Source organism: Variovorax atrisoli (genome assembly GCF_014195185.1).
Taxonomy (GTDB): Bacteria; Pseudomonadota; Gammaproteobacteria; order Burkholderiales; family Burkholderiaceae_C; genus Variovorax; species Variovorax atrisoli.
Genome location: NZ_JACIBG010000001.1, coordinates 799380 through 824306, shown reverse-complemented (window position 1 = coordinate 824306; position 24927 = coordinate 799380). Strand labels below are relative to the sequence as shown.

23 protein-coding genes are annotated in these 24927 nt (G+C 66.3%); 22 read left to right on the top strand and 1 reads right to left on the bottom strand.

All coding sequences use genetic code 11. The features are described from left to right. Positions 1-51 precede the first annotated feature (51 nt). The 19 genes from FHY06_RS03955 (at position 52) to FHY06_RS03865 (ending at position 22319) form a co-directional block, all read left to right on the top strand. A complete protein-coding gene (locus FHY06_RS03955) occupies positions 52-1695 on the top strand; it encodes a 3-(methylthio)propionyl-CoA ligase (RefSeq protein WP_184603493.1) in 1644 nt (547 codons plus the stop codon). 143 nt (positions 1696-1838) lie between these two features. After that, positions 1839-3068 carry a branched-chain amino acid ABC transporter substrate-binding protein gene (locus FHY06_RS03950; protein WP_184603491.1) on the top strand — a complete coding sequence of 410 codons (1230 nt, stop codon included), beginning with the start codon at positions 1839-1841 and terminating at the stop codon, positions 3066-3068. A 198-nt stretch (positions 3069-3266) separates the two neighbouring features. Beyond that, positions 3267-4499, top strand: a complete 1233-nt coding sequence (locus tag FHY06_RS03945) for a branched-chain amino acid ABC transporter substrate-binding protein (protein WP_019652548.1) — start codon at positions 3267-3269, stop codon at positions 4497-4499. A gap of 152 nt (positions 4500-4651) precedes the next feature. After that, positions 4652-5605 (top strand): branched-chain amino acid ABC transporter permease, encoded by a 954-nt coding sequence (locus tag FHY06_RS03940; protein WP_019652549.1) that lies wholly within the window; start codon positions 4652-4654, stop codon positions 5603-5605. Positions 5606-5609: 4 nt separating this feature from the next. Further along, entirely contained in the window at positions 5610-6929 is a 1320-nt protein-coding gene (locus FHY06_RS03935) for a branched-chain amino acid ABC transporter permease (RefSeq protein WP_184603489.1), read from the top strand. Beyond that, positions 6926-7699, top strand: coding sequence for an ABC transporter ATP-binding protein (locus tag FHY06_RS03930; protein ID WP_019652551.1), 774 nt, complete (start codon positions 6926-6928; stop codon positions 7697-7699). The genes FHY06_RS03935 and FHY06_RS03930 overlap by 4 nt, the downstream gene beginning before the upstream one ends. Before the next feature lies 1 nt (position 7700). Beyond that, entirely contained in the window at positions 7701-8396 is a 696-nt protein-coding gene (locus FHY06_RS03925) for an ABC transporter ATP-binding protein (protein WP_019652552.1), read from the top strand. A gap of 284 nt (positions 8397-8680) precedes the next feature. Beyond that, the gene (locus FHY06_RS03920) at positions 8681-10786 is read left to right on the top strand and encodes a 3-hydroxyacyl-CoA dehydrogenase NAD-binding domain-containing protein (RefSeq protein ID WP_126181894.1); all 2106 of its coding nucleotides are present in this window, start codon (positions 8681-8683) and stop codon (positions 10784-10786) included. Between the two features lie 38 nt (positions 10787-10824). Next, a complete protein-coding gene (locus FHY06_RS03915; protein WP_126181893.1) occupies positions 10825-12300 on the top strand; it encodes a M20 family peptidase in 1476 nt (491 codons plus the stop codon). A 61-nt stretch (positions 12301-12361) separates the two neighbouring features. Beyond that, positions 12362-13537 (top strand): acetyl-CoA C-acyltransferase, encoded by a 1176-nt coding sequence (locus FHY06_RS03910; RefSeq protein WP_184603487.1) that lies wholly within the window; start codon positions 12362-12364, stop codon positions 13535-13537. A gap of 141 nt (positions 13538-13678) precedes the next feature. Further along, the gene (locus FHY06_RS03905) at positions 13679-15532 is read left to right on the top strand and encodes an acyl-CoA dehydrogenase (protein ID WP_184603485.1); all 1854 of its coding nucleotides are present in this window, start codon (positions 13679-13681) and stop codon (positions 15530-15532) included. Beyond that, positions 15532-15792, top strand: a complete 261-nt coding sequence (locus tag FHY06_RS03900) for a hypothetical protein (RefSeq protein ID WP_184603483.1) — start codon at positions 15532-15534, stop codon at positions 15790-15792. Before FHY06_RS03905 ends, FHY06_RS03900 begins: the two co-directional genes overlap by 1 nt. A gap of 11 nt (positions 15793-15803) precedes the next feature. Next, complete coding sequence (locus FHY06_RS03895) at positions 15804-16106, top strand: Dabb family protein (RefSeq protein WP_019652558.1); 303 nt, start codon at positions 15804-15806, stop codon at positions 16104-16106. Positions 16107-16134: 28 nt separating this feature from the next. Then, positions 16135-16932 (top strand): SDR family oxidoreductase, encoded by a 798-nt coding sequence (locus FHY06_RS03890; RefSeq protein WP_019652559.1) that lies wholly within the window; start codon positions 16135-16137, stop codon positions 16930-16932. A 138-nt stretch (positions 16933-17070) separates the two neighbouring features. Continuing rightward, the gene (locus tag FHY06_RS03885; protein WP_019652560.1) at positions 17071-17532 is read left to right on the top strand and encodes a PaaI family thioesterase; all 462 of its coding nucleotides are present in this window, start codon (positions 17071-17073) and stop codon (positions 17530-17532) included. Positions 17533-17588: 56 nt separating this feature from the next. Beyond that, positions 17589-18605, top strand: coding sequence for an NADP-dependent oxidoreductase (locus FHY06_RS03880; protein WP_184603481.1), 1017 nt, complete (start codon positions 17589-17591; stop codon positions 18603-18605). A gap of 107 nt (positions 18606-18712) precedes the next feature. After that, complete coding sequence (locus tag FHY06_RS03875; RefSeq protein WP_184603479.1) at positions 18713-20356, top strand: isovaleryl-CoA dehydrogenase; 1644 nt, start codon at positions 18713-18715, stop codon at positions 20354-20356. Positions 20357-20393: 37 nt separating this feature from the next. Next, positions 20394-21332: a glutathione S-transferase family protein gene (locus FHY06_RS03870; protein WP_019652563.1), complete on the top strand. Its 939-nt coding sequence runs from the start codon at positions 20394-20396 to the stop codon at positions 21330-21332. 81 nt (positions 21333-21413) lie between these two features. Beyond that, positions 21414-22319: an SDR family oxidoreductase gene (locus FHY06_RS03865; protein ID WP_132798625.1), complete on the top strand. Its 906-nt coding sequence runs from the start codon at positions 21414-21416 to the stop codon at positions 22317-22319. 40 nt (positions 22320-22359) lie between these two features. Here FHY06_RS03865 and FHY06_RS03860 read toward each other — a convergent pair whose 3' ends face one another. Next, positions 22360-23028 carry an FMN-dependent NADH-azoreductase gene (locus FHY06_RS03860; RefSeq protein ID WP_184603477.1) on the bottom strand — a complete coding sequence of 223 codons (669 nt, stop codon included), beginning with the start codon at positions 23026-23028 and terminating at the stop codon, positions 22360-22362. A gap of 147 nt (positions 23029-23175) precedes the next feature. On the opposite strand from FHY06_RS03860, the gene FHY06_RS03855 reads away from it, so the two are divergent. From FHY06_RS03855 to FHY06_RS03845, 3 genes are all read left to right on the top strand, one after another. Next, complete coding sequence (locus FHY06_RS03855) at positions 23176-24078, top strand: LysR substrate-binding domain-containing protein (RefSeq protein ID WP_184603475.1); 903 nt, start codon at positions 23176-23178, stop codon at positions 24076-24078. A gap of 302 nt (positions 24079-24380) precedes the next feature. Next, complete coding sequence (locus FHY06_RS03850) at positions 24381-24629, top strand: hypothetical protein (RefSeq protein WP_184603472.1); 249 nt, start codon at positions 24381-24383, stop codon at positions 24627-24629. 21 nt (positions 24630-24650) lie between these two features. Beyond that, the gene (locus tag FHY06_RS03845; RefSeq protein WP_260310005.1) at positions 24651-24923 is read left to right on the top strand and encodes a general secretion pathway protein GspL; all 273 of its coding nucleotides are present in this window, start codon (positions 24651-24653) and stop codon (positions 24921-24923) included. Positions 24924-24927: the final 4 nt, after the last annotated feature.

Here is a 24927-nt window from a genome sequence, read left to right as displayed (position 1 = left end):
AATGCGTTGTTCCCGAGCTTTGAAGAAGTCATTTCACATAGGAGTCCGTAGATGCTGGGTTTGATGCAAGACCAACCGCTTCTGATCTCGTCGCTGATCGAGTTCGCCGAGCGCCACAACGGCGACGGCGAGATCGTCTCGCGCCGTGTCGAAGGCGATATCCACCGCTGCACGTGGCGCGACATCGCATCGCGCGCCAGGCAGGTGGCCAACGCGCTGGACGGCGAGCAGCTGCTGTTCAGCGACCGCATCGCCACCCTGGCCTGGAACGGCTATCGCCACCTGGAGCTGTACTACGGCGTGAGCGGCAGCGGCCGCGTGCTGCACACCATCAACCCGCGCCTGCACCCCGACCAGATCGCGTGGATCGCCAACCATGCCGAAGACCAGATCCTGTGCTTCGACCTCACGTTCCTGCCGCTGGTGCAGGCGGTGCAAGCGCGCTGTCCCACGATCCGGAAATGGGTTGCACTGTGTGATGCCGACAGGCTCCCCGCCGACAGCGGCGTGCCCAACCTCGTGAGCTACGAGACCTGGATGGGCACGCAGTCCACCGAGTACGAGTGGCCCACCTTCGACGAGAACTCCGCCTCCAGCATGTGCTACACGAGCGGCACCACGGGCAACCCCAAGGCCGCGCTCTACAGCCATCGCTCGACCATGCTGCACGCGTATGCCGCCGCGCTGCCCGACGTGATGCGCCTGTCGGCGCGCGACTCGGTGCTGCCGGTGGTGCCCATGTTCCACGTCAACGCATGGGGCATCCCGTACTCGGCCGCGCTGGTCGGCTGCAAGCTGGTGTTTCCGGGCGCGGCGCTCGACGGCAAGTCGGTGTACGAGCTGATCGAGTCGGAGGGCGTGACCTTCGCCGCCGGCGTGCCCACCGTGTGGCAGATGCTGCTGGGCCACATGCAGGCCGGCGGCCTGAAGTTCAGCAAGCTCAATCGCACGGTGATCGGCGGCTCGGCATGCCCGCCGGCCATGATCAAGGCGTTCCAGGAGCTCTACGGCGTGGAAGTGCTGCACGCCTGGGGCATGACCGAGATGAGCCCGCTGGGCACGCTGTGCACGCTCAAGAACAAGCACCTGTCGCTGCCGCCCGATGCGCAGCTGCAGATCCGCATGAAGCAGGGCCGCGCCATCTTCGGCGTCGACATGAAGATCGTCGACGGCGACGGCAAGGAATTGCCCTGGGACGGCAAGGCCTATGGCGATCTGCTGGTCAAGGGTCCGTGGATCGTCAAGGAGTACTTCAAGGGCGAGGGCGGCGATCCGCTCATTCCCGACGAACGCAACCGCGGCTGGTTCCCCACCGGCGACGTGGCCACCATCGACGCCGAGGGCTACCTGCAGATCACCGACCGCAGCAAGGACGTGATCAAGTCCGGCGGCGAATGGATCAGCTCCATCGACATCGAGAACATCGCCGTCGCGCATCCGGCCGTGGCCATGGCCGCGTGCATCGGCGTGTTCCATCCGAAGTGGGACGAGCGGCCGATCATCGCCGTCGCGAAGAAGCCCAATGCGGAGGTCACGCGCGAGGAGCTGCTGAAGTTCTACGAGGGCAAGACCGCCAAGTGGCAGATCCCGGACGACGTGGTGTTCGTCGACGCCATCCCGCTGGGCGCCACCGGAAAGATCCTCAAGACGAAGCTGCGGGAGCTGCTCAAGGACTACAAGCTGCCCACGGCTTGACCGCCGGGGCTGCCGCGGGCGCTGCGCTGTCGCATACGCGATAGCAAGGCGGCCCCGGCGGCCTTGCTTGCGGGCAATCCCTGTGCGGCGGAAAAAGGGCCGCTTGTACGCTGGCGTTCCGCCTTTCACATTGGAGACTCTTCATGCAAGTTGCCATCAAGTCCGTAGCTGCCTGTGCAATGTTGGCGAGTGCTGTCGCCGCGTTCGCGCAGAAGGGCGAGACAGTCAAGATCGCCTGGCTCGACCCGCTTTCGGGCCTGATGGCTGCGGTGGGCACCAACCAGCTGAAGACCACGCAGTTCCTCGCCGAAGAGTTCAACAAGAAGAACCAGTCGGGCGTGAAGTTCGAGATCATCGCGCTCGACAACAAGCTCAGCCCGCAGGAGACCACCGCGGCGCTGCGTTCCGCGCAGGACCAGGGTGCGCGCTACATCATGCAGGGCAATGGCTCGGGCCCCGCGCTTGCGATCATCGACGCGATCGAGAAGAACAATGCGCGCAACCCGGGCAAGGAGCTGCTGTACATGAACTACGCGGCCGTCGACCCCGACCTGACCAACAGCAAGTGCAGCTACTGGCACTTCCGGCTCGACGCCGACACCTCGATGAAGATGGAGGCGCTGACCACCTGGATGAAGGACCAGCCCGACATCAAGAAGGTCTACATCCTCGGGCAGAACTATGCGCACGGCGTGCAGGTGTCGAAGTACGCCAAGGAAGACCTCAAGGTGAAGCGCCCCGACATCCAGATCGTGGGCGACGACCTCCATCCGCTCGCGCAGGTGCGCGACTTCTCGCCCTACATCGCGAAGATCAAGGCATCGGGCGCCGACACCGTCATCACCGGCAACTGGGGCTCCGACCTGTCGCTGCTCATCAAGGCAGCGAACGACTCCGGCCTGGACGTCAAGTTCCTCACCTACTATGCGCCGGGCGCCGGCACGCCCACCGCGATGGGCGCGACCTCCGCGGGCAAGGTCTACACCGTCGCCTACGCCCACTACAACATGGGCGGCGAGATCCAGCAGCTGCTCGCAGGCTACAAGAAGCGCATGAACGACGACCTTACGCAGTCGTCGATCTACCACGTGTTCGCGCTGCTCGATGCGGCCTTCGTCAAGACCAGGTCGACCGACCCGGTGAAGGTGGCTGCCGCACTGGAAGGCATGAAGATCAAGAGCTTCAACGGCGAGGTCGAGATGCGCAAGTCCGACCACCAGTTGCAGCAGGGCCTCTACATCGCGCGGTGGGAGAAGGCGAGCGCAAAGTACCCCTACGACGCGGAGAACACCGGCTACACCAACGTTCCCGTGAAGTACTTCGAATCGTACGTGGCGAGCACGCCCACGTCGTGCCAGATGAAGCGTCCCTAGGCGCTTTGTGAACGCGTTTCCTACCCGGCGGTAGCAGGTGCCTACCGGCGGGTAGCAAATTGGAGAAACGCGGTGTCGCATGCGCGATAGAAACGGGCCTTTGCGGCGCCCCTCTTACGGGCATTCCCTGAGGGGAGGGGCTGCAAACGCTTGTACTCTCGTGCGGCGTTTTGAATCGGTTTGACCAGGAGATATAGATTGAACTTCGCTCTGAAAATCGCCGCCGCAGCCGTCATCGCTGCCACCGCCACCGGTGCCTTTGCCCAGAAGGGTGAAACCGTCAAGATCGCATGGCTCGACCCGCTGTCGGGCCTGATGGCCGCGGTCGGGACGAACCAGCTCAAGACCTTCCAGTTCTTCGCCGAGGAGTTCAACAAGAAGAATGCGGCGGGCGTGAAGTTCGAGATCATCGGCATCGACAACAAGCTCAGCCCGCAGGAGACCACCAGCGCGCTGCGCTCGGCCCTCGACCAGGGCGCGCGCTACATCGTGCAGGGCAACGGCTCCGGCCCGGCCCTGGCCATCATCGACGCGCTCGAGAAGAACAACGCGCGCAACCCCGGCAAGGAAGCGCTGTACCTGAACTACGCGGCCGTCGACCCCGACCTGACCAACAGCAAGTGCAGCTACTGGCAGTACCGCTTCGACGCCGACACGTCGATGAAGATGGAGGCGCTGACCACCTACATGAAGGACCAGCCGGAGATCAAGAAGGTCTACCTGCTGAACCAGAACTACGCGCACGGCCAGCAGGTCTCGAAGTTCGCGAAGGACAACCTCAAGACCAAGCGCCCCGACGTGCAGATCGTCGGCGACGACCTGCATCCGCTCGCGCAGGTGCGCGACTTCTCGCCCTACATCGCGAAGATCAAGGCATCGGGTGCCGACACCGTCATCACCGGCAACTGGGGCTCCGACCTGGCGCTGCTGATCAAGGCCGCCAACGACTCGGGCCTGAACGTCAAGTTCTACACCTACTACGCGGTGACCACCGGCACGCCGACGGCCATGGGCGCGGCTTCGGACGGCAAGGTCTACCAGGTCGGCTACGCCCACTACAACATGGGCGGCGACATGCAGAAGTACGCCGACGACTTCAAGAAGAAGTTCAACGACGACCTCTACACCACCGACATCTACACGGTGTTCCAGGCCCTCACCGAAGCCTTCGTGAAGACCAAGTCGACCGACCCGGTGAAGGTGGCGGCCGCGATGGAAGGCATGAAGTTCAAGAGCTTCAACGGCGAGATCGAGCTGCGCAAGACCGACCACCAGGCACAGCAGGGCCTGTACATCGCCAAGTGGGAGAAGGCCAGCGCCAAGTATCCGTACAGCCCCGAGAACACCGGCTACACGCTGGTGCCGGTGAAGTACTACGACGCGTACGTGGCGAGCACGCCCACCTCGTGCCAGATGAAGCGTCCGGGATGACGTTCGCTCCCAGGCTGCGCGCACCGCGTGTCGCTCATGCAGCCTGTGCCGTGCAACGCACGGCGAGGGACTGAGCCCGGCGGCCTGCTTGTTGGTCGAGGCCCGACTTCAACACTCGGGCCTCTTTCTTTTTCAACTGACACGAAAGACCGATGAACGTCGAATTCTTCGTCATCTCGCTGCTCAACGGCGTGAGCTACGGCTTGCTGCTGTTCATGCTGAGCTCCGGCCTCACGCTGATCTTCAGCATGATGGGCGTGCTCAACTTCGCGCACGCGAGCTTCTACATGCTGGGTGCCTACTTCGCCTACACGCTGTCGGGCATCCTCGGCTTCTGGCCGGCGCTCTTCATCGCGCCGCTGCTGGTGTTCGCACTGGGCGCCGCCTTCGAGCGCTACTGCCTGCGCCGCGTCCACAAGTTCGGCCACGTGCCCGAGCTGCTGGTGACCTTCGGCCTTTCGTACCTGATCCTCGAAGTCGTGCAGCTGGTGTGGGGCCGCTCCACGGTGCCCTACGGCCTGCCGTCGGCGCTGCAGGGACCGCTCTTCACGCTCTACGGCACGCAGTTCCCCAAGTCGCGCTCCTTCATCATGCTGGTGGCGGTGCTGATGCTGGTGTCGGTGTGGCTGCTGCTCACGCGCACGCGCATCGGCCTGGTGATCCAGGCGGCGCTCAAGCACCCCGAGATGGTCGAGGCGCTGGGCCACAACGTGCCGCGCGTCTTCATGCTGGTCTTCGGCGGCGGCGCCGCGCTGGCGGGACTGGCCGGCGTGGTCGGCGGCAACACCTACGTCACCGAGCCGGCGATGGCTGCGTCGGTCGGCTCCATCATCTTCGTGGTGGTGGTGGTCGGCGGCATGGGCTCGCTGGCGGGCGCCTTCCTGGCCTCGCTGATCATCGGCGTGGTGCAGACCTTCGCCGTGGCCATGGACCAGTCGCTGGCCACCGGACTGCAGGCCTTCGGCGTGGCGGTGACCGACCAGACCTTCGGCTACGAGCTGCTCAAGCTGACGATCTCGCAGGTCGCGCCGATCCTTCCGTACCTCTTCCTGGTGCTGATCCTCATCTTCAGGCCCAAGGGTCTTCTCGGAACCCGGGAGGACTGACGCGATGAACACCGCAACCACGACAAACAACCCCGTCCAGTACTACCGGTTCAAGCCGCTGAACATCGGCCGCATCCTGATCTGGAGCTTCTTCGCGCTGCTGCTGATCGTGGCGCCGATGGTCTTCACCAGCAGTCTGGCGCTGACCATGCTGTCGCAGATCGGCTATCTCATCATCATCTGCCTGAGCTACAACATGCTGCTGGGGCAGGGCGGCATGCTCAGCTTCGGGCATGCGGTGTACGTGGGCATGGGCTCGTTCATCGCGATCCATGCGATGAACCTGGCCAGCGCCGGCAAGCTGCCGGTTCCGCTGGTGCTCATTCCCATCGTCGGCGGCCTGGGCGGCATGTTCTTCGCCGCGCTCTTCGGCTATGTGTCGACCAAGAAGTCGGGCACCACCTTCGCGATGATCACGCTGGGCCTGGGCGAACTGGTGGCGGCGATGGCGCTGATGTTCCCCAGCTTCTTCGGCGGCGAGGGCGGCATCACCACCAACCGGGTGTACGGCGCCTCCTTCTTCGGGCTCAACTTCGGTCCGCAGAAGCAGGTGTACTACCTGATCGCCGTCTACTGCTTCATCTGCACCGGGCTGATGTTCGCCTTCACCGGCACGCCGCTCGGTCGCATGCTGAACGCGGTGCGCGACAACCCGGAGCGCGTGGAGTTCATCGGCTACAACACGCAGCGCGTGCGCTACTACGCCTTCATCATCGCCGGCTTCTTCGCGGGCATCGGCGGCGGACTGGCGGCCATCAACTTCGAGATCGTGAACGCGGCCGACAGCCTCAACGGGCTGCGCTCGGGCAGCTACCTGCTGTTCACCTTCCTCGGCGGCGCGACCTTCTTCTTCGGGCCGATCATCGGCGCGGCGCTGCTGGTGTTCGCACTGGTGCTGCTGTCCGAGCTCAGCAAGGCCTGGCTGCTTTATGTGGGCCTGGTGTTCCTGCTGATGGTGATGTTCGCGCCCGGCGGCGTGGCCAGCCTGATCATGATGAACGTGCGCGTGGCGCTGTTCGGCAAGATCAAGCGCTTCTACCTGCTGTACGTCGGGCTGCTGGTCGGCGCGGCCATCATGCTCGCGGGCGCGGCGGCCATCGTCGAGATGATCTATCACATGCAGCTCAACGCGGCGCTCGGCCCGATGGTGCCGTTCGCGGGGCTGCAGCTCGACACCTCCTCGGCCACGAGCTGGATCGTCGCAATTGCGCTGTTCGCGGTGGGTCTGGGCGTGTTCGAGGTGGTGCGCAGACGCTTCACCAAGGCCTGGGGGCATGCGCAGGAGGAAATCGAAGCCGAGATCAAGCGGCGGGAGACGGCATGACCACTTATTCACTCGAACTCAGGAACCTGCGCAAGAGCTTCGGCAAGACCGACATCATCCGCGGCGTGGACCTGGCCGTGACGGCCGGCGAGCGCGTGGCCATCATCGGTCCGAACGGCGCGGGCAAGTCGACGCTCTTCAACCTCATCAGCGGCCGGCTCGCGCCGACCAGCGGCGAGGTGCTGCTCAACGGCACGCGCATCGACGGCATGAAGCCGTACGAGATCAACCGCATGGGGCTGTCGCGCAGCTTCCAGATCACCAACATCTTCCCGAAGCTCAGCGTCTTCGAGAACCTGCGCTGCGGCGTGCTGTGGAGCCTGGGCTACAAGTACACCTTCCTTCGCTTCCTCTCGAACCTGGACGATGCCAACGAGCGCACGGAAGAGCTCATCCGTCAGATCGGCCTGGAGAAGAAGCGCGACGTGCACGCGATGAACCTCACCTACGCCGAGCAGCGCGCGCTGGAGATCGGCGTGACGATTGCGGGCGGCGCCAGCGTGATCCTGCTGGACGAACCGACGGCCGGCATGAGCAAGACCGAGACCTCGCACTTCATCTCGCTCATCAAGCACGTCACCGTCGGCAAGACGCTCCTGACGGTGGAGCACGACATGGGCGTGGTCTTCGGCCTCGCCGACAAGATCGCGGTGGTGGTCTATGGCGAGGTCATCGCCTTCGACACGCCCGCCGCCGTTCGCGCCAACGCGCGCGTGCAGGAGGCCTATCTGGGCTCTTCCGTTGCCGACGCGCAGGGAGCGGGACACTGAAATGCTGAAGCTCCAAGACATCCACGCCTACTACGGCAAGAGCCATGTACTGCATGGCGTTTCCTTCGAGGTGAGCCCGGGCGAGATCGTCGCGCTGCTGGGCCGCAACGGCTCGGGCCGCTCGACCACCGCCAAGGCGATCATGGGCCTGGTGCACGCGGAAGGCGGCCTGCACTGGAAGGGGCAGGACATCCTGCGCCGCAAGGCCTACGAGATCGCGCACTTCGGCATCGGCTACGTGCCGGAGAACCGCGACATCTTCCCCAAGCTCACGGTGCACCAGAACCTGCTGCTGGGGCAGAAGGGTTCGGGCAAGGGCAGCCGCTGGTCCTTCGACGACATGTACGGCATGTTCCCGCGCCTGAAGGAGCGCCAGCACACCGAGGCCGGCGTGCTCTCGGGCGGCGAGCAGCAGATGCTCACGCTGTGCCGCACGCTGATGGGCGACCCCGACCTGATCATCATCGACGAGCCCACGGAGGGCCTTGCGCCGAAGATCGTCGAGCTGGTGGGGCAGTACTTGCGCACCCTCAAGGACAAGGGCATCTCGGTGCTGCTGATCGAGCAGAAGCTCACCATCGCGATGGAAATCTCCGACCGCGCGCTCGTCATGGGCCACGGCAGCATCGTCTTCGACGGTACCCCCGCCGGCCTGCGCGCCGACGCCACCATCCGCAAGGAGTGGCTGGAGGTCTAGGCCTCCGATTGCGGGTTTGCGAGCGAAGAGGACGCAGAGGGCGCAGAGGGCGCGAAGATCACGCGAAGGACGCGAAAGAGAAGGCAGGTCATTTTTTCTGACTTTCCTTTGCGTCCTCCGCGAAACCTCCGCGTCTCTGCGTCCGGTGTCCGTTCCCCGCATCCGCGGCCCTTGTCTCTACAGCGACTGCGTGCCATTGTTGGGCCGCGCGAAACGCCTAGAATCCCCCGAAAAAGAACACTCGTGCTTTTTCTTCTTTTTCTTCACACACCAAGGAACGCAGCATGACGGCTGAATACAAAGTGCTCGGCGATATCGCCGTGATCACACTGACCAACCCTCCGGTCAACGGTCTCGGTTTCTCGACGCGCATCGGCATCACCGACGGCCTGTCGAAGGCCAACGCCGATGACGCCGTCAAGGCCATCGTCATCACCGGCGCCGGCAAGGCGTTCTCGGGCGGCGCGGACATCAAGGAGTTCGGCACGCCCAAGGCGCTGCAGGAGCCCAACCTGCTGAGCGTGATCCTCGCGCTGGAAGCCTCTCCCAAGCCCATCGTCGCTGCCATCCACTCGGTGTGCATGGGCGGCGGCCTCGAACTGGCCCTGGGCTGCCATTACCGCGTGGCCGCTCCCGGCACCAACGTCGCGCTGCCCGAAGTCAAGCTGGGCCTGATTCCCGGCGCAGGCGGCACGCAGCGCCTGCCGCGCGTTCTGGGCGTCGAGACGGCCCTGAACATGATCGTCAGCGGTGAGCCGGTCAAGAGCGAGCTGCTCGCATCGGTGCCCGGCCAGAAGCTGTTCGACAAGCTGGCCGCATCGGCCGAATCGGTGCTCGACGAGGCCGTGGCCTTCGCCAAGAGCGTGGCCGGCAAGACGGGCGAGGAGCTGCCGCTGGTGCGCAACCTGCCGTGCAAGCACCCGCAGGGCGATGCCTACTTCCAGTTCGCGAAGAACATGGTCGGCGGCATGTCGAAGAACTACCCCGCGCCGCTGCAGTGCGTCGATGCCGTGCAGGCCGCCACCAAGCTGAAGTTCGACGCGGGCATGGCCGAAGAGCGCCGCATCTTCACCTCGCTGATGTTCACGCCCGAATCGCTGGCGCTGCGCCACCTGTTCATGGCCGAGCGCGCCGCGAGCAAGATCCCCGACGTGCCGGAAGACACGCCCAAGCGCGAGATCAAGTCGGTCGGCGTGATCGGCGCCGGCACCATGGGCGGCGGCATCTCGATGAACTTCCTGAACGCGGGCATCCCCGTGACCATCCTCGAGATGAAGCAGGAGGCGCTCGACCGCGGCATTGCCACCATCAAGAAGAACTACGAAGCCCAGGTCAAGAAGGGCAAGCTCAAGCAGGACAAGTACGAGCAGCGCATGGCCCTGCTGAGCACCACGCTGAGCTACGACGACCTGAAGGACGCCGACCTCATCATCGAGGCCGTGTTCGAGGAAATCGGCGTGAAGGAGAAGGTGTTCAAGGAACTCGACCGCGTCGCCAAGAAGGGCGCGATCCTGGCATCGAACACCTCGACGCTGGACGTCGACAAGATCGCCTCGTTCACCGAGCGTCCGCAGGACGTGGTCGGCATGCACTTCTTCAGCCCCGCCAACGTGATGAAGCTGCTGGAAGTGGTGCGCGGCAAGGCCACCGCGAAGGACGTGCTGGCCACCGTCATGGCCATCGGGAAGAAGATCAAGAAGACGGCCGTGGTCTCGGGCGTGTGCGACGGCTTCATCGGCAACCGCATGATCGAGCAGTACAGCCGCCAGGCCGGCTTCCTGCTGGACGAAGGCGCGACGCCGCAGCAGGTCGACAAGGCCATCGAGAAGTTCGGCTTCGCCATGGGCCCGTTCCGCATGGGCGACCTGGCCGGCAACGACATCGGCTGGGCGATCCGCAAGCGCCGCGCCGTGGAGCGTGCCGACATGAAGTACAGCCGCACGGCAGACAAGCTCTGCGAACTGGGCCGCTTCGGCCAGAAGACCGGGGCAGGGTGGTACGACTACCAGGCCGGCAAGCGCGACGCCATCCCGTCGGAACTGGTCAACAAGATGATCGAGGACCATCGCAAGGAACTGGGCATCACGCCGCGCAAGATCTCCGACGAGGAGATCGTGCAGCGCCTGGTGTACGCGCTGGTCAACGAGGGCGCGCACATCCTGGAAGACGGCATCGCCTCGAAGTCGGGCGACATCGACATGGTGTACCTGACCGGCTACGGCTTCCCGATCTATCGCGGTGGCCCGATGCACTACGCGTCGCAGGTCGGCCTGTACAACGTGGCCGAGACGATGAAGCGCTTCGCGAAGAACCCGCGCGACGACGCCGAGTTCTGGCAGCCCGCACCGCTGATCCAGAAGCTGGTGGCCGAAGGCAAGTCCTTCGGCTGATGGCCGACGCGTAACCTGGGCCGGGACCAAGACCGCCAATGTTGAAACGCATCTTCCTCGGGCTGCTGCTGGCAGTAGTGCTGCTGGCAGCCGCCCTGGCGGTCAAGACCTGGACCACGCCGTCGCGCCAGCTGGCGGTGGCGCCCGCGCCCAAGCTGGACATCGACCTGCAGGCGGCCGCACGGCGGCTGTCCACGGCGATCACGTTCCGCACGGTGTCGGGGCTGGACGACCCGGCTGCCAACGCAGCCGAGTTCGACAAGCTGCACGCCTACCTGGAGCAGCAGTTCCCGAAGGTGCACGCCACCCTGAAGAAGGAAGTGGTGGGCAACAAGGCGCTGCTCTACACCTGGACCGGCACCGACCCGCAGGCCAAGCCCGTCGCACTGATGGCGCACCAGGACATGGTGCCCATCGCGCCTGGCACCGAGAAGGCCTGGACGGTCGATCCCTTCTCCGGCGAGATCAAGGACGGCTTCATCTGGGGCCGCGGCACGCTCGACAACAAGAGCAACCTGTTCGCGCAGATGGAAGCCATCGAGTTGCTCATCGGCAGCGGCTTCAAGCCGAGGCAGACGGTCTACCTCGTGATGGGCGACGACGAGGAGGTGAGCGGCCTGCGCGGCGCGCTGCCCATCGCCGAACTGCTCAAGTCGCGCAACGTGCGCCTGGACTGGGTGCTCGACGAGGGCCTGCTGGTGCTCGACGGCGTGATGCCCGGCCTGAAGCAGCCGGCTGCGCTCATCGGCCTGGCGGAGAAGGGCTACGCCACCTTCTTCCTCTCGCTCGACACCGCGCCCGGCCATTCGTCGATGCCGCCGCAGCACAGCGCCATCGGCAGCATGAGCGCGGCGCTGGCGCGGCTCGAGGCCAACCCGATGCCCGGCGGCATCAAGGGCGTGGCGGGCCAGATGTTCGGCGCGCTCGCGCCCGAGATGAGCGGGGTCAACCGCGTGATGCTCTCCAACCTGTGGCTCACCGAGCCGCTGGTGCGCGGCATCCTCGAGAAGAGCCCGAGCAGCAATGCCATGCTGCGCACCACCACCGCGCTGACCATCGTTCGTGCGGGCAACAAGGACAACGTGCTGCCCGGCCGCGCCGAGGCCGCCGTCAACTTCCGCATCCTGCCGGGCGACACCATCGCCAGCACCGAGGCGCACCTGCGCAAGGCGCTGGGCAACGACGACATCAAGATCAAGGCCTACCCGGGCAACTCCGAGCCGTCGCCCGTGTCGTCGACCGACAGCACCGGCTACCGCGCGATCGAACAGGCCGTGCGCCAGAGCTTTCCCGATGCGGTGGTGGCCCCGGGCCTCATGACCGCTGCCACCGACTCGCGCCATTTCAGCATCGTGAGCGACGCCGTCTTCCGCTTCTCGCCGTTCCGCATGAAGAACGAAGACCTGGCGCGCTTCCACGGCAACAACGAACGCCTGGCCATCTCGAACTACGGCGAGATGATCGGCTTCTACCGCCAGCTCCTGAGCAACGCCAACGCTGCTCCGGCGCAATGACGACAACCACTGCAGCCCTCTCTTTTCCCTTCCAACTGCTTCAAAGCCAAAGGACCTCACCATGACCAGCGCCGTCATCGTTTCCACTGCCCGCACGCCGCTCGCGAAGAGCTGGAAGGGTGCCTTCAACATGACGCACGGCGCCACGCTGGGCGGCCACGCGGTGCAGCACGCGGTGCAGCGCGCCGGCATCGACCCCGCATCGGTCGACGACGTCATCATGGGCTGCGCAACGCCCGAAGGCGCCACCGGCTCCAACATCGCGCGCCAGATCGCGCTGCGCGCCGGCCTGCCCATCACCACCTCGGGCATGACGATCAACCGCTTCTGCTCCTCGGGCCTGCAGACCATCGCCACCGCCGCCCAGCGCATCGTCGCGGGCGAGGGCGAGGTCTACGTGGCCGGCGGCGTCGAGAGCATCTCTTGCGTGCAGAACGAAGCCAACAAGCACATGCTGGCCGACCCCTGGCTGGTGAAGAACAAGCCCGAGATCTACTGGAACATGCTGCAGACGGCCGAGCAGGTCGCCAAGCGCTACAACATCGGCCGCGACGCCATGGACGAATACGGCGCCGCCAGCCAGCAGCGCGCCACCGCCGCGCTGGAAGCCGGCAAGTTCAAGGACGAGATCGCCCCCATCACCGTGCTGGCCGGCGTGGCCGACCCCGTGCTGGGCCTGCGCACCAAGGAAGTCACCGTCGAGAACGACGAAGGCATCCGCCCCGGCACCACCAAGGAAGGCATCAGCGGCATCCGCCCGGCGCTGCCCGGCGGCCTGATCTCGGCCGGCAACGCCAGCCAGTTCTCCGACGGCGCCGGCGCCTGCGTGGTGGTCGACGAGAAGTACGCCGAGCAGAAGGGCCTGAAGCCCATGGGCCGCTTCCTCGGCTTCGCCGTGGCAGGCTGCGAGCCCGACGAGATGGGCATCGGCCCCGTCTTCGCGGTGCCCAAGGTGCTCAAGCGCCTGGGCCTGACGGTCAACGACATCGACCTGTGGGAGCTGAACGAGGCCTTCGCCGTACAGGTGATCTACTGCCGCGACAAGCTGGGCATCCCGGGCGACCGCCTGAACGTGAACGGCGGCGCCATCGCCGTGGGCCACCCCTACGGCGTGAGCGGCCAGCGCCTGACGGGCCACGCGCTCATCGAAGGCAAGCGCAGCGGCGCGAAGAAGGTCGTGGTCACGATGTGCATCGGCGGCGGCATGGGCGCCGCGGGCGTGTTCGAAATTCTCTGACTCTCCCCCAGTCCGCGGCGCACTGCGCGTCGCCTTCGCCAACCCCCTTCCGGGGGCAACACCGGCGGCCCGGCGAAGCCGGTTCCGCGGTGTTCCTGAGAAGGAACGCCGCGGTCTCATGACTCCCACGGAAATTCGACCATGAGCCTTCGTTCCACCCTCGACTTCCTGCTCTACGACTGGCTCGACGCCGAAGCCCTCAACCAGCGCGAGCGCTTCGCCGATCATTCGCGCGAGACCTTCGATGCCGTGCTCGACACCTGCGAGCGCATCGCGCGCGAGAAGTACGCGCCGTTCAACCGCATCGTCGACACGCAGGAGCCGCACTTCGACGGCGAGAAGGTCGTGCTGCCGCAGGCCACGCACGATGCGCACAAGGCCTTCGTCGAGTCGGGAATGATGAGCGCAGCGCAGGACTACGACATCGGCGGCATGCAGCTGCCCTACACGCTGCAGGCGGCGGCCAACAGCTTCTTCGCGATGGCCTCGGTGAGCATCGGCTCGAACATGCTCACCAGCGGCAACGCCAACCTGCTGATGGTGCACGGCACCGAGATGCAGAAGGAGGTCTTCGCCAAGAACGAGTTCTCCGGCCGCTGGGCCGGCACCATGTGCCTGTCGGAGCCGCAGGCCGGCTCCTCGCTGAGCGACGTGGCCACGCGCGCGGTGCCCGACGGCGACGACTTCCAGAGCGATCCGCTGGGTCCGCGCTATCGGCTCACGGGCAACAAGATGTGGATCTCGGCAGGCGACCACGAGCTGACCGAGAACATCGTGCACATCGTGCTGGCCAAGATTCCCGACGAGAACGGCAAGCTGGTGCCGGGCACGCGCGGCATTTCGCTGTTCATCGTGCCCAAGCGCATGGTCGACACCGAGGGCCGGCTCACCGGCCAGCGCAACGACGTGGCGCTCGCGGGCCTCAACCACAAGCTGGGCTGGCGCGGCACCACCAACACGCTGCTGAACTTCGGCGAGGGCAGGTACCCGGTCGACGGCAAGGCCGGCGCGGTGGGCTACCTGGTCGGTGCGCCCGGCAAGGGCCTGCACTGCATGTTCCACATGATGAACGAGGCGCGCATCGGCGTCGGAACGGCCGCCACCATGCTCGGCATGGCGGGCTACCACGCCTCGCTCGAGTATGCGAAGAGCCGCCCCCAGGGCCGGCTGGTGAAGAAGCCCGATGCCGCCGGTGCGGCCGTGGCCAAGGATTCGGCGGCGCCTCAGGTGCGCATCATCGAGCACGCCGACGTGCGCCGCATGCTGCTGGCCCAGAAGGCGTACTGCGAGGGCGCCCTGGCGCTGGAGCTGTACTGCGCCCGGCTGGTCGACGAGCAGAAGACCGGCGACGCCCAGGCCGCCGACGACGCGCGGCTGCTGCTGGAGGTGCTCACGCCCATCGCCAAGAGCTGGCCCAGCGAGTGGTGCCTGGAGGCGAATTCGCTGGCCATCCAGGTGCACGGCGGCTACGGCTACACGCGCGATTTCCCGGTGGAGCAGTACTGGCGCGACAACCGCCTGAACATGATCCACGAGGGCACCCACGGCATCCAGGCGGCCGATCTGCTGGGTCGCAAGGTGCTGATGGAAAAGGGCCGCGGCCTGCAGCTGCTGGCCGGGCGCATGACCGCCACCATCGGCCGCGCCGCCAAGGTGCCGGCCCTGGAGGCCCATGCCAAGGCGCTGGGAGCCGCACTGCAGCGCATCGGCAGCGCCACCGAGGCCGCCTGGTCCACGGGCGATCCGGCCCAGGCGCTGGCCAACGCGGTGCCGTACATGCAGGCCTTCGGCCACACCGTGCTGGCCTGGATCTGGCTGGACGTGGCCCAAAGGGCCCTGGAAAACGATGGAGAAAAGGCGAGGGCGGTAACAGCTGGCAAGATCGGCGCCACGGACTATTTCTTCCACTACGAGCTGCCGAAAATCGGCGCATGGCTCAACGTGGTCGAAACCCGCGACCCGACCTGTACAGCTTTGCCCGAGGACGCCTTTTGATGGCCACGACCGATTCGCCGAACACCAACCCCAATACCCCTGTCGCCGCCAAGCCGCCGAAGCCGCACGCCCGGCTCGAGAAATGGATCTGGATCCTGATCTACGGCGGCCTCTTCGGCGTGATCCTCGGCATCGCCACCGGCCGCACCGATGTAGCGCTGGGCTGGTCCATCGCCGTGCCCGGCGGCGTCGTGGCGCTGGTCGGCTTCGTGCTGATCTACGTGCGCTCCCGCCTGTCCAACACGCCTTCGAGCAAGTAAGGAGGCCCGCCATGCTCAAGCACATCGTGATGTGGAAGTTCAAGGAGCACGCCGAGGGCGCCGACAAGGCGACCAACCTGCTCAAGGCCAAGGCGCTGCTCGATGCCTGCGCGAAGCTCTCGCCCGGCACGCTGCGCTTCGAGGTGGCCATCGCCCAGCCCGGGCTGGAAGCCACCTACGACCTGGTCCTGTACTCGGAATTCACCGATGCCGCCGCGCTGGCTGCCTACGCCGACCACCCGCAGCACGTGGCGCTGAAGCCGTTCATCGGCGCCGTGCGCGAAGCCCGCCAGTGCATGGACTACACGATCTGAACCACTACCCGAACCCCGGAGACAACCCATGACCGCACGCACCGTCCAGAAACTCTTCGACCTCACCGGCAAGACCGCCCTCGTCACCGGCGGCTCGCGCGGCCTGGGGCTGCAGATGGCCCATGCACTGGGCGAGGCGGGCGCGAAGATCATGCTGAGTTCGCGCAAGGCCGACGACCTGGAGCAGGCCGCCGCCGAACTGCAGGCCGCCGGCATCGACGCGCGCTGGATCGCCGCCGACTGCTCGAAGGAGGAAGACACCCGCCGCCTAGCCGACGAGACGCTGCAGCGCATGGGCGCGGTCGACATCCTCGTGAACAACGCGGGCGCCAGCTGGGGCGCGCCGGCCGAGAACCACCCGGTCGAGGCCTGGGACAAGGTGATGAACCTCAACGTGCGGGGCTACTTCATCCTGTCGCAGCAGATCGCCAACGGCTACATGATCCCGAAGAAGTCGGGCCGCATCATCAACATTGCCTCCATCGCCGGCCTCAACGGCAACCCGCCCGAGATGCAGACGCTGGCCTACAACACCTCCAAGACCGCAGTCATCGGCTTCACCCGCACGCTGGCAGCCGAATGGGGCAAGTACAACATCAACGTGAACGCGATCTGCCCCGGCTTCTTCATGACGAAGATGGCCGCCGGCCTCATCAAGTCGCTGGGCGAGGAGAAGATGGCCGCGCAGGCGCCGCTGGGCCGCCTGGGCGACGAGGAAGACCTGAAGGGCCTGACGCTGCTGTTCGCGAGCGATGCCGGCAAGCACGTCACCGGCCAGTGGCTGGCGGTGGATGGCGGTGTCAGCGTCGTGCTCGGCGCAGCTTGAAATGACCACCCCCAGCCTCGCCCACTTCGTGTGGCTCGGACACCCCCTCGAGGGGGCGCACCCTGCGGCCCGGCGAAGCCGCTTCCGCGGGAGCCCGCGAAGGGGCCGTGCCATCGTGTCGGCCATTGGCAGACTGAAATGACCACTCAAGACGAAGACATCAATTTCCGCTCGTACACGAGCCGCATCCCGTTCGCGCGCCACCTGGGCTTCGAACTCACGAAGTTCGAGAACGGCGAATCCGAGATCCTCTACACCGCCAAGCCCGAGCACCTGAACACCTTCGACGTGACGCATGGCGGTGCCTGCATGACCTTGCTCGACATCACCATGGCCGCTGCCGCGCGCAGCATCGCGCCCGAGACGGGCGTGGTCACCATCGAGATGAAGACCAGCTTCATGCAGCCCTCCGTGGGCCCGCTGCATGCGCGCGGCACGCTCATTCACAGGACGGCGACGCTGGCTTTCACCGAGGCCAGAATCTACGACGAGCAGGAGCGCGTGTGCGCCCATGCCACCGGCACCTTCAAGTACGTGAAGCGCCGGCTGCCGACCGGGCCGGCCAGCGCCAACGAGATGCGTCCGCCGTCCACCGACTGAGCTGACTTTACGACCTGAACGAACAGCAGATCGACCGAATTTCCCTGGAGTCTTCCATGCCCACCAACAAGCAGATCCATCTCGACAACCGCCCCGAGGGCGAAGCCGTCGCGAGCAACTTCAAGCTCGTCACCGCCGAAACCCCCGCGCTCAAGGACAACCAGGTCCTGGTGCGCCACCACTACCTGAGCCTGGACCCCTACATGCGCGGCCGCATGAACGACTCGAAGAGCTATGCGCAGCCGCAGCCGCTGGGCCAGACCATGCAGGGCGGCACCGTCGGCGAAGTGGTCGAGAGCAAGCACCCCAAGTACGCTGTGGGCGACAAGGTGGTCGGCTTCGGCGGCTGGCAGGAATACAGCGTGGTCGATGCCTCGCAGCCCGGCGCGCTGAAGAAGGTCGACACCACGCACGTGCCGCTGTCGCATTACCTCGGTGCGGTCGGCATGCCGGGCGTGACCGCCTGGTACGGGCTGGTGAAGATCATCGCGCCCAAGGCCGGTGAAACCGTGGTCATCACCGCCGCCAGCGGCGCGGTGGGCAGCGCCTTCGGCGCGCTGGCCAAGGCGCGCGGCTGCCGCGTGGTGGGCATTGCCGGCGGCGCCGAGAAGTGCAAGTACGTGACCGACGAACTGGGCTTCGACGCCTGCATCGACTACCGCCAGCACCCCGACGTCAAGTCGATGAGCGCCGCGCTCAAGGAAGCCTGCCCGAACGGCATCGACGGCTACTTCGAGAACGTCGGCGGCTACATCTTCGACGCGGTGCTGCTGCGCGCCAACGCCTTCGCCCGCGTGGCGCTGTGCGGAATGATCGCGGGCTATGATGGCCAGCCGCTGCCCCTGGCCAACCCGGCGCTGATCCTCATCAACCGCATGAAGATCGAAGGCTTCATCGTCAGCGAGCACATGGAAGTGTGGCCGGAGGCGCTGACCGAGCTGGGCACGCTGGTGACCACCGGCAAGCTCAAGCCGCGCGAGTCGATCGCGCAGGGCATCGAGTCGGCTCCCGAGGCCTTCCTGGGCCTGCTGAAGGGCCGCAACTTCGGCAAGCAACTGGTCAAGCTCGTCTGATTGATGCGCCGATGAGCTGAACGCAAGGCAAGGAGGCCGGTCATGCGCGCCGCGCCGGGCCGCCCCAAGCAAGCGAGCACCGCGGTGCAGAGCACGGAGGTATTCGAATGGACTCGACGCACGAGGTCTTCAACCAGCCCGAGCCGCTGGTCGACTACAACCTCTTCGACACCAACCGGCCGCTGCGCGATGCACTGAAGTTCAACGCGCCCACGCTGCAGACCACGCAGCTGCACGAACTGGGCGCCACCCTCGGCTCGGCCGGCATGCAGGCGCATGCGCGGCTCGCCAATGTCCACACGCCCGAGCTTCACACGCACGATCGCTTCGGGCGGCGCATCGATGAGGTGGAGTTCCACCCCAGCTACCACGCATTGATGAGCGCCGCCGTGGGCGCAGGCCTGCACGGCACGCCGTGGACCGGCACCTCCGCCTCGCCGCACGTGCTGCGCGCGGCCGGCTTCATGCTCTTCACCGAGCTGGAGCCGTCGATCCTTTGCCCCATCTCCATGACCTACGCCGTCACGCCTGCGCTGCGCGGCAACGCGGCGGTGCATGCCGACTGGACGCCGAAGCTCGGCAGCCTCTGGTACGACCCGGCGCTCAAGCCCTTCGGCGACAAGCCCGGCGTGACCATGGGCATGGGCATGACCGAGAAGCAGGGCGGCTCCGACGTGCGGGCCAACACCTCCCAGGCGGTTCGCGCAGGCGGCTGCGATGCCTGGGGCGAGCGCTACGCCATCACCGGCCACAAGTGGTTCTTCTCGGCACCGATGTGCGATGCCTTCCTGGTGCTCGCGCAGGCGCCCGCCGGGCTTTCGTGCTTCTTCCTGCCGCGCGTGCTGCCGGATGGCTCCCGCAACGCGATCCGCATCCAGCGGCTGAAGGACAAGCTGGGCAACAAGGCCAACGCGAGCTCCGAGGTCGAGTTCCAGGGGGCAACCGCGTGGCTCGTGGGCGAGGAGGGCCGCGGCATTCCGCAGATCCTCGAGATGGGCACGATGACGCGGCTCGACTGCGCGCTGGGCACCAGCGGCCTGATGCGCCAGGCACTGGCGATCGCGCTCAACCACGCCAGCCAGCGCATGGCCTTCGGCAAACCGCTGATCGACCAGCCGCTGATGAAGAACGTCCTGGCCGACCTTGCGCTGGAGAGCGAGGCTGCAACCGCGCTTGCCATCCGCCTCGCGCGAGCCTTCGACCACCAGTCCGAGGAGCACGAACGCCTGATGGCCCGGCTGCTCACACCGGTCGCCAAGTTCTGGATCTGCAAGCGCGGCAGCGCCTTCGCTCAGGAAGCCATGGAGTGCCTCGGCGGCAACGGCTATGTGGAGGAGGGCGGCGAGGGCATCATGGCCCGCATCTACCGCGAGATGCCGCTCAACTCCATCTGGGAGGGCGCGGGAAACATCATGGCGCTCGACCTGCTGCGGGGGCTGCGCAAGGGCGATGCGGTGGCCGCGCTCGAGAAGGAGCTGGCGCCCGCGAGGGGGCAGCATGCCGCGCTCGACCGCCTCGCCGACGCACTGCCGGCGCGCATCGAGGCGATGGCTTCCGAGGCCGAGGCCCGCCGCCTCGCGCAGGATGTCGCACTGGCCGTGCAGGCCGCGCTGCTCGTGCAGACTGCCCCGCCTGCAGTGGCGCACACCTTCTGCGCATCGCGTCTTGCCGGCGACTGGGGCCATGCCTTCGGCACCCTGGCCGCAGGCACCGATTTCGATTCGATCATCCAGCGCGCCCAGCCCCGCTGAAGCGCGCCAACATCACAACGCTAGAAAGCCCACGAACATGGCCGACCTGATCCTTCATCACTACCTCACCTCGCCGTTCTCGGAGAAGGTGCGCCTGATCCTCGGCGCCAAGAAGCTGCCGTGGAAGTCGGTCTTCATCCCGCCGATCATGCCCAAGCCCGACGTGGAGGTGCTCACCGGCGGCTACCGCAAGACGCCGTTCCTGCAGATCGGCGCCGACATCTACTGCGACAGCGCGCTCATCGCCGACGTGCTGGAGCACCTGCAGCCCACGCCCACGCTCTACCCCGAGCCCGAGAAGGGCATGTCGCGCATCCTCGCGCAATGGGCCGACACCACGCTCTTCTGGGCCGCCATGGCATGGAACCTCCAGCCAAGGGGCGCGGCCGAGGTGTTCGCCAAGGCCCCGCCGGAAGCGGCCAAGGCCTTCGGCGAGGACCGCGGCAAGATGAGCGCCGGCAACATGACCCGCCTGCGCCCGGCCGATGCCACCAGCGCCTACAAGTCGTACCTGCGCCGGCTCTCCGACATGCTCGACGAGAAGCCTTACCTGCTCGGCGAGGTGCCCAGCATCGCCGACTTCTCGGCCTACCACCCGCTGTGGTACACGCGGCGCATCGAGTCGGTCCGCACAATCCTCGACCTCACGCCCGCGGTGGTCGACTGGATGGACCGCATGGCCGCCATCGGCCACGACGTGCCCGAGAAGTTCACGAGCGCAGAAGCCATCGCGGTCGCCAAGGCCTCCACGCCGCACTCGCTGCTGACCGACAGCACCTTCCAGGACGACCATGGCATCCCGCTGGGCAGCGCCGTCACCATTCGCGCCGAGAGCTTCGGCCTCGAAGAGACGCCCGGCACGCTGGTCGCCGCCACGCGCACGCACTACACGCTGGAGCGCAGCAGCGAGCAAGTGGGCACCGTGCATGTGCACTTTCCCCGCATCGGGTATGTGCTGAAAAAGGCGGAAGGCTGATTCGGGTCACGCGAACGACAGTCGATCTCTGCGCGAAGCGGTCCAATAGACGGCGCAGAGACAACCAAAGGAAAGCACCCAATGATTCAGGACTTCAAGGGCAAGACCGCAGTTCTCACCGGCGCGGGTTCGGGCTTCGGCCTGGAATGCGCGCGCATCGGCGCCGCGCGCGGCATGAACCTCGTGCTGGTCGACGTGCAGCAGGACGCGCTCGACAAGGCTGCGGCGGAGATGGAAGCGGCCGGCGTTCAGGTGCTGGCGCGCAAGGTCGACGTGTCGGACGCTGCGCAGATGGAGGCGTTGGCCGCTGCCGTGAAGGAGCGCTTCGGCGCGCCGCACTTCGTGTTCAACAACGCGGGCGTGGGTGCCGGCGGGCTGGTGTGGGAGAACACGGTCGCCGACTGGGAGTGGGTGCTGGGCGTGGACCTTTGGGGCGTGATCCACGGCGTGCGCCTGTTCGTGCCGATGATGCTGGAAGCTGCCGCGAAAGACCCGTCCTACCGCGGCCACGTGACCAACACCGCCAGCATGGCCGGCCTGCTCACGCCGCCCAACATGGGCATCTACAACGCCGCGAAGGCCGCGGTGGTGAGTCTCACCGAGACGATGTACCAGGACCTGAACCTCGTCACCGACCAGATCGGCGCGAGCCTGCTGTGCCCGTACTTCGTGCCCACGGGCATCACCAGCAGCGAGCGCAACCGCCCGAATGCACCGAAGGAAAGCGAGCTCACCAAGAGCCAGCTGATCGGCCAGGCGATGAGCAACAAGGCGGTGAGCAGCGGCAAGATCACCGCCGCCGAAGTGGCCGCCAAGGTGTTCGAGGCCATCAGCGACAACCAGTTCTACGTGTTCAGCCATCCGAAGGCGCTGGGCAACGTGCGCAGCCGCATGGAGAACATCGTCTCCATCACCAATCCGGCCGACCCTTTCCTGGAGCGGCCTGAGATCGGCCAGAAGCTGCGCGAGCAACTGCGTTCGGCCTGAACGAAGGGCCCCGAAAGGTTGATGAAGGGCAGGCCGGCGATCACACGGCCTGCAGTTCGGCGACCAGTGCCTCCACGCGCGCGAGCGCATTCGAGATGGAGCGCTCCAGCAGATCGCCGTGGTCCTCCGCGTGCTCGATCGCGACGCTGTGGACTTCGTTCAATCCCAGCAGCGCCAGCGGGTTCGTGACGCCCGGTGTGAGCAGGTCCATCTGCGCCTGGAAGCCGCCCGGCCCGTAGCCGCTGCTGCCGCACGAGGTGAGCAGCACCGTGCGGCGATGGCGCTCGGCCAGCAGCGGCACGTACGGGTTGTCGCGGGAGGGGTCGAAGTCGAAGGTGGAGCCGATGCGCACGATGTTGTCTATCCATGACTTCAGCGGTGCGGGCATTCCGAAGTTGTACATGGGCACGCCGATCACCAGCACGTCGGCGCGGTGGACCTCGGCGATCAGCGCGTCGCTTTCGGCGAGCACCGCGTGCATCCAAGGCTCGCGCTGCCCGGCCGGCGTGTAGCCGGAAGCGATCCATTCGCCGGTGACGTGGCCGGGCGGCGTGGCGCCGACGTCGCGGTAGATCACTTCGTCATCGGGCCGCGCTGCGCGCCAGGTCGTGACGAAGTGATGGCTGAGGCGGCGCGAATGCGAGCCGTGGACGTGCGTGCCCGAGCGGCCGGGGCGGGCGCTGGCGTCGATGTGGAGCAGTGTGGTCATGGAGCGGTCCTCTTTGACATGAAGATTTGGATGAAGAGAATTCAGCTGTCTGCCTGGCATGAAGTGAAATCTACCGATGCACTCATGCGGCGACAAACGACGATTTCTTTGCGCTGCTGAAAAATAAATTCATCCATTCGCCCATCCATGGCCAACCTTCGCCAACTCCCTCCGCTGGCGGCGCTGCGCGCCTTCGAGGCCGCCGCGCGGCACTGCAGCGCCAAGCTCGCGGCCAATGAGCTGTCGGTGACGCCCACGGCCATCAGCCACCAGGTGCGTCAGCTCGAGGATTCACTCGGCGTGGCGCTCTTCATCCGGCAGCCGAGGCAACTGGTGCTCACGCCGCAGGGCCGGGAGTTGCAGGCGGTGCTCGGCGAATCGTTCAATGCCATGGCGAATGCGGTCGCGCGGCTGCGTGCGCCGCCCGAGCGGACCGCCATCACGCTGTCGACCACGCCGGCTGTCGCGGCGCGATGGCTGCTGCCGCGCGTGAGCACGCTGCGCGCGCTGCATCCGCGGCTCGACCTGTGCATCCATGCGTCGCACGACGCGGTGCCGCTCGACGGCATCACTGCCGACATCGCGATCCGCTATGGGCGCGGGGCGTGGCCCGGCATGGTGTCGCAGAAGCTGTTCGACAACGTCTTCGCGCCGGCGTGCAGCCCCGCGCTCAAGCTGCGCCGCCCCGGCGAACTGGTGCGGCATACGCTGCTGCACTTCGAGGTGCCGGGCAGCAAGACCCAGCCGGGCACGTGGACCGCGTGGCAGCAGGAGGCGCAGGTGCCGGGTCTCGACGTGTCGGCCGGCCCGGTGTTCTCCGACGAGACGCACACCGTGTCGGCAGCCCTGCAGGGACAGGGCGTCGCCCTGATGAGCCTTGCGTTGATCGCCGACGAACTGCGCGCGGGCAATCTCGTCCAGCCCTTCGGTCCGCAACTGCCGGGCTTGCCGTTCCATCTCGTCTGCCCGAAGGAGCGACGCGACGAGCCGGCCGTGGCGGCGGTTTTCGACTGGGTGAGGGCGCTGCAGCCGCCCGGCGACAGCGCCTGACTCCGCCTGCAGTGACTTTCGGCACTGGTGGCTGCCGGCTCGCGCTCCTAGAGTCCGCGCGAGGATCAGGCGGCGCCTTGCTGTTCACCGGTTGTTAACTATTGCGCAGGCCGTCGAGCTTTGTTCGCCGCGCCTCTTCTCATCCGCAAGGTTCGCGCAGTAATCCCTTAGCCCGGCCGGATCCTTTCCTTAACCTTCAGTCACTTTCTTTGAGGAAGGTCAGAAAAGGTTGCCCCGAAGCAGCCGGCCTTCTTCAGCGGACCCATGCATACACGCGAGATATCGCGAAGAGGAGGACATTCATGCGAACCCCGTTCCTGCGAGAAGGCAGCCCGGACGAACCACCCTTGGTGCCCGGGCGCGGCGCGGCGCTCAGGGCGCTGCTGCCGGTCGCGATGTGCTTCGTCGCCGCGGTGGGGTTCGTGATGATGGCTCTGTTCGTCCAGAACATCGTGGCGGCATCGGTGTTGACCACGGCCGCCATCGTGTCCCTCGGGATCGGGCTGATCCTCGGCCTGAGCATGTGGGTCTTCCCGGGCCTGCCGCGCTAGATGTCCGCGCATGAAGAAGGCATGGCCGGCAAGCCTGCCGCGGCCCCCGTCCTTCGCATCGGCAACTGGCGCCTGACCTTGATCGGCGCGGCGATGGGGCTGCTGATCGTGCTGGCGGTGCTCATGAAATGGATCGTCGAACTGCAGGTGGAGGCGGCGCAGGAGCGGCGCCTGAGCGAAGCCGTCGCGCGCGAGGCCGCTGCACGCTGCCATGAGAAGACGCCGCTTCAGGCGGTCAGGGAATGCCTGGCGGAGCTTGCCGCCGGCGTTGCGGCTCGTTCACAGGAGCGCTGAGCGA

Bases quoted from the DNA above. Each gene is read 5' to 3' on its own strand.
- FHY06_RS03875 (WP_184603479.1), top strand. From the start codon at position 18,713: ATGGACTCGACGCACGAGGTCTTCAACCAGCCCGAGCCGCTGGTCGAC.
- FHY06_RS03890 (WP_019652559.1), top strand. From the start codon at position 16,135: ATGACCGCACGCACCGTCCAGAAACTCTTCGACCTCACCGGCAAGACC.
- FHY06_RS03920 (WP_126181894.1), top strand. From the start codon at position 8,681: ATGACGGCTGAATACAAAGTGCTCGGCGATATCGCCGTGATCACACTG.
- FHY06_RS03930 (WP_019652551.1), top strand. From the start codon at position 6,926: ATGACCACTTATTCACTCGAACTCAGGAACCTGCGCAAGAGCTTCGGC.
- FHY06_RS03950 (WP_184603491.1), top strand. From the start codon at position 1,839: ATGCAAGTTGCCATCAAGTCCGTAGCTGCCTGTGCAATGTTGGCGAGT.
- FHY06_RS03895 (WP_019652558.1), top strand. From the start codon at position 15,804: ATGCTCAAGCACATCGTGATGTGGAAGTTCAAGGAGCACGCCGAGGGC.
- FHY06_RS03885 (WP_019652560.1), top strand. From the start codon at position 17,071: ATGACCACTCAAGACGAAGACATCAATTTCCGCTCGTACACGAGCCGC.
- FHY06_RS03870 (WP_019652563.1), top strand. From the start codon at position 20,394: ATGGCCGACCTGATCCTTCATCACTACCTCACCTCGCCGTTCTCGGAG.
- FHY06_RS03900 (WP_184603483.1), top strand. From the start codon at position 15,532: ATGGCCACGACCGATTCGCCGAACACCAACCCCAATACCCCTGTCGCC.
- FHY06_RS03925 (WP_019652552.1), top strand. From the start codon at position 7,701: ATGCTGAAGCTCCAAGACATCCACGCCTACTACGGCAAGAGCCATGTA.
- FHY06_RS03940 (WP_019652549.1), top strand. From the start codon at position 4,652: ATGAACGTCGAATTCTTCGTCATCTCGCTGCTCAACGGCGTGAGCTAC.
- FHY06_RS03860 (WP_184603477.1), bottom strand. From the start codon at position 23,028: ATGACCACACTGCTCCACATCGACGCCAGCGCCCGCCCCGGCCGCTCG.
- FHY06_RS03865 (WP_132798625.1), top strand. From the start codon at position 21,414: ATGATTCAGGACTTCAAGGGCAAGACCGCAGTTCTCACCGGCGCGGGT.
- FHY06_RS03855 (WP_184603475.1), top strand. From the start codon at position 23,176: ATGGCCAACCTTCGCCAACTCCCTCCGCTGGCGGCGCTGCGCGCCTTC.
- FHY06_RS03955 (WP_184603493.1), top strand. From the start codon at position 52: ATGCTGGGTTTGATGCAAGACCAACCGCTTCTGATCTCGTCGCTGATC.
- FHY06_RS03880 (WP_184603481.1), top strand. From the start codon at position 17,589: ATGCCCACCAACAAGCAGATCCATCTCGACAACCGCCCCGAGGGCGAA.
- FHY06_RS03845 (WP_260310005.1), top strand. From the start codon at position 24,651: ATGGCCGGCAAGCCTGCCGCGGCCCCCGTCCTTCGCATCGGCAACTGG.
- FHY06_RS03915 (WP_126181893.1), top strand. From the start codon at position 10,825: ATGTTGAAACGCATCTTCCTCGGGCTGCTGCTGGCAGTAGTGCTGCTG.
- FHY06_RS03905 (WP_184603485.1), top strand. From the start codon at position 13,679: ATGAGCCTTCGTTCCACCCTCGACTTCCTGCTCTACGACTGGCTCGAC.
- FHY06_RS03935 (WP_184603489.1), top strand. From the start codon at position 5,610: ATGAACACCGCAACCACGACAAACAACCCCGTCCAGTACTACCGGTTC.
- FHY06_RS03910 (WP_184603487.1), top strand. From the start codon at position 12,362: ATGACCAGCGCCGTCATCGTTTCCACTGCCCGCACGCCGCTCGCGAAG.
- FHY06_RS03850 (WP_184603472.1), top strand. From the start codon at position 24,381: ATGCGAACCCCGTTCCTGCGAGAAGGCAGCCCGGACGAACCACCCTTG.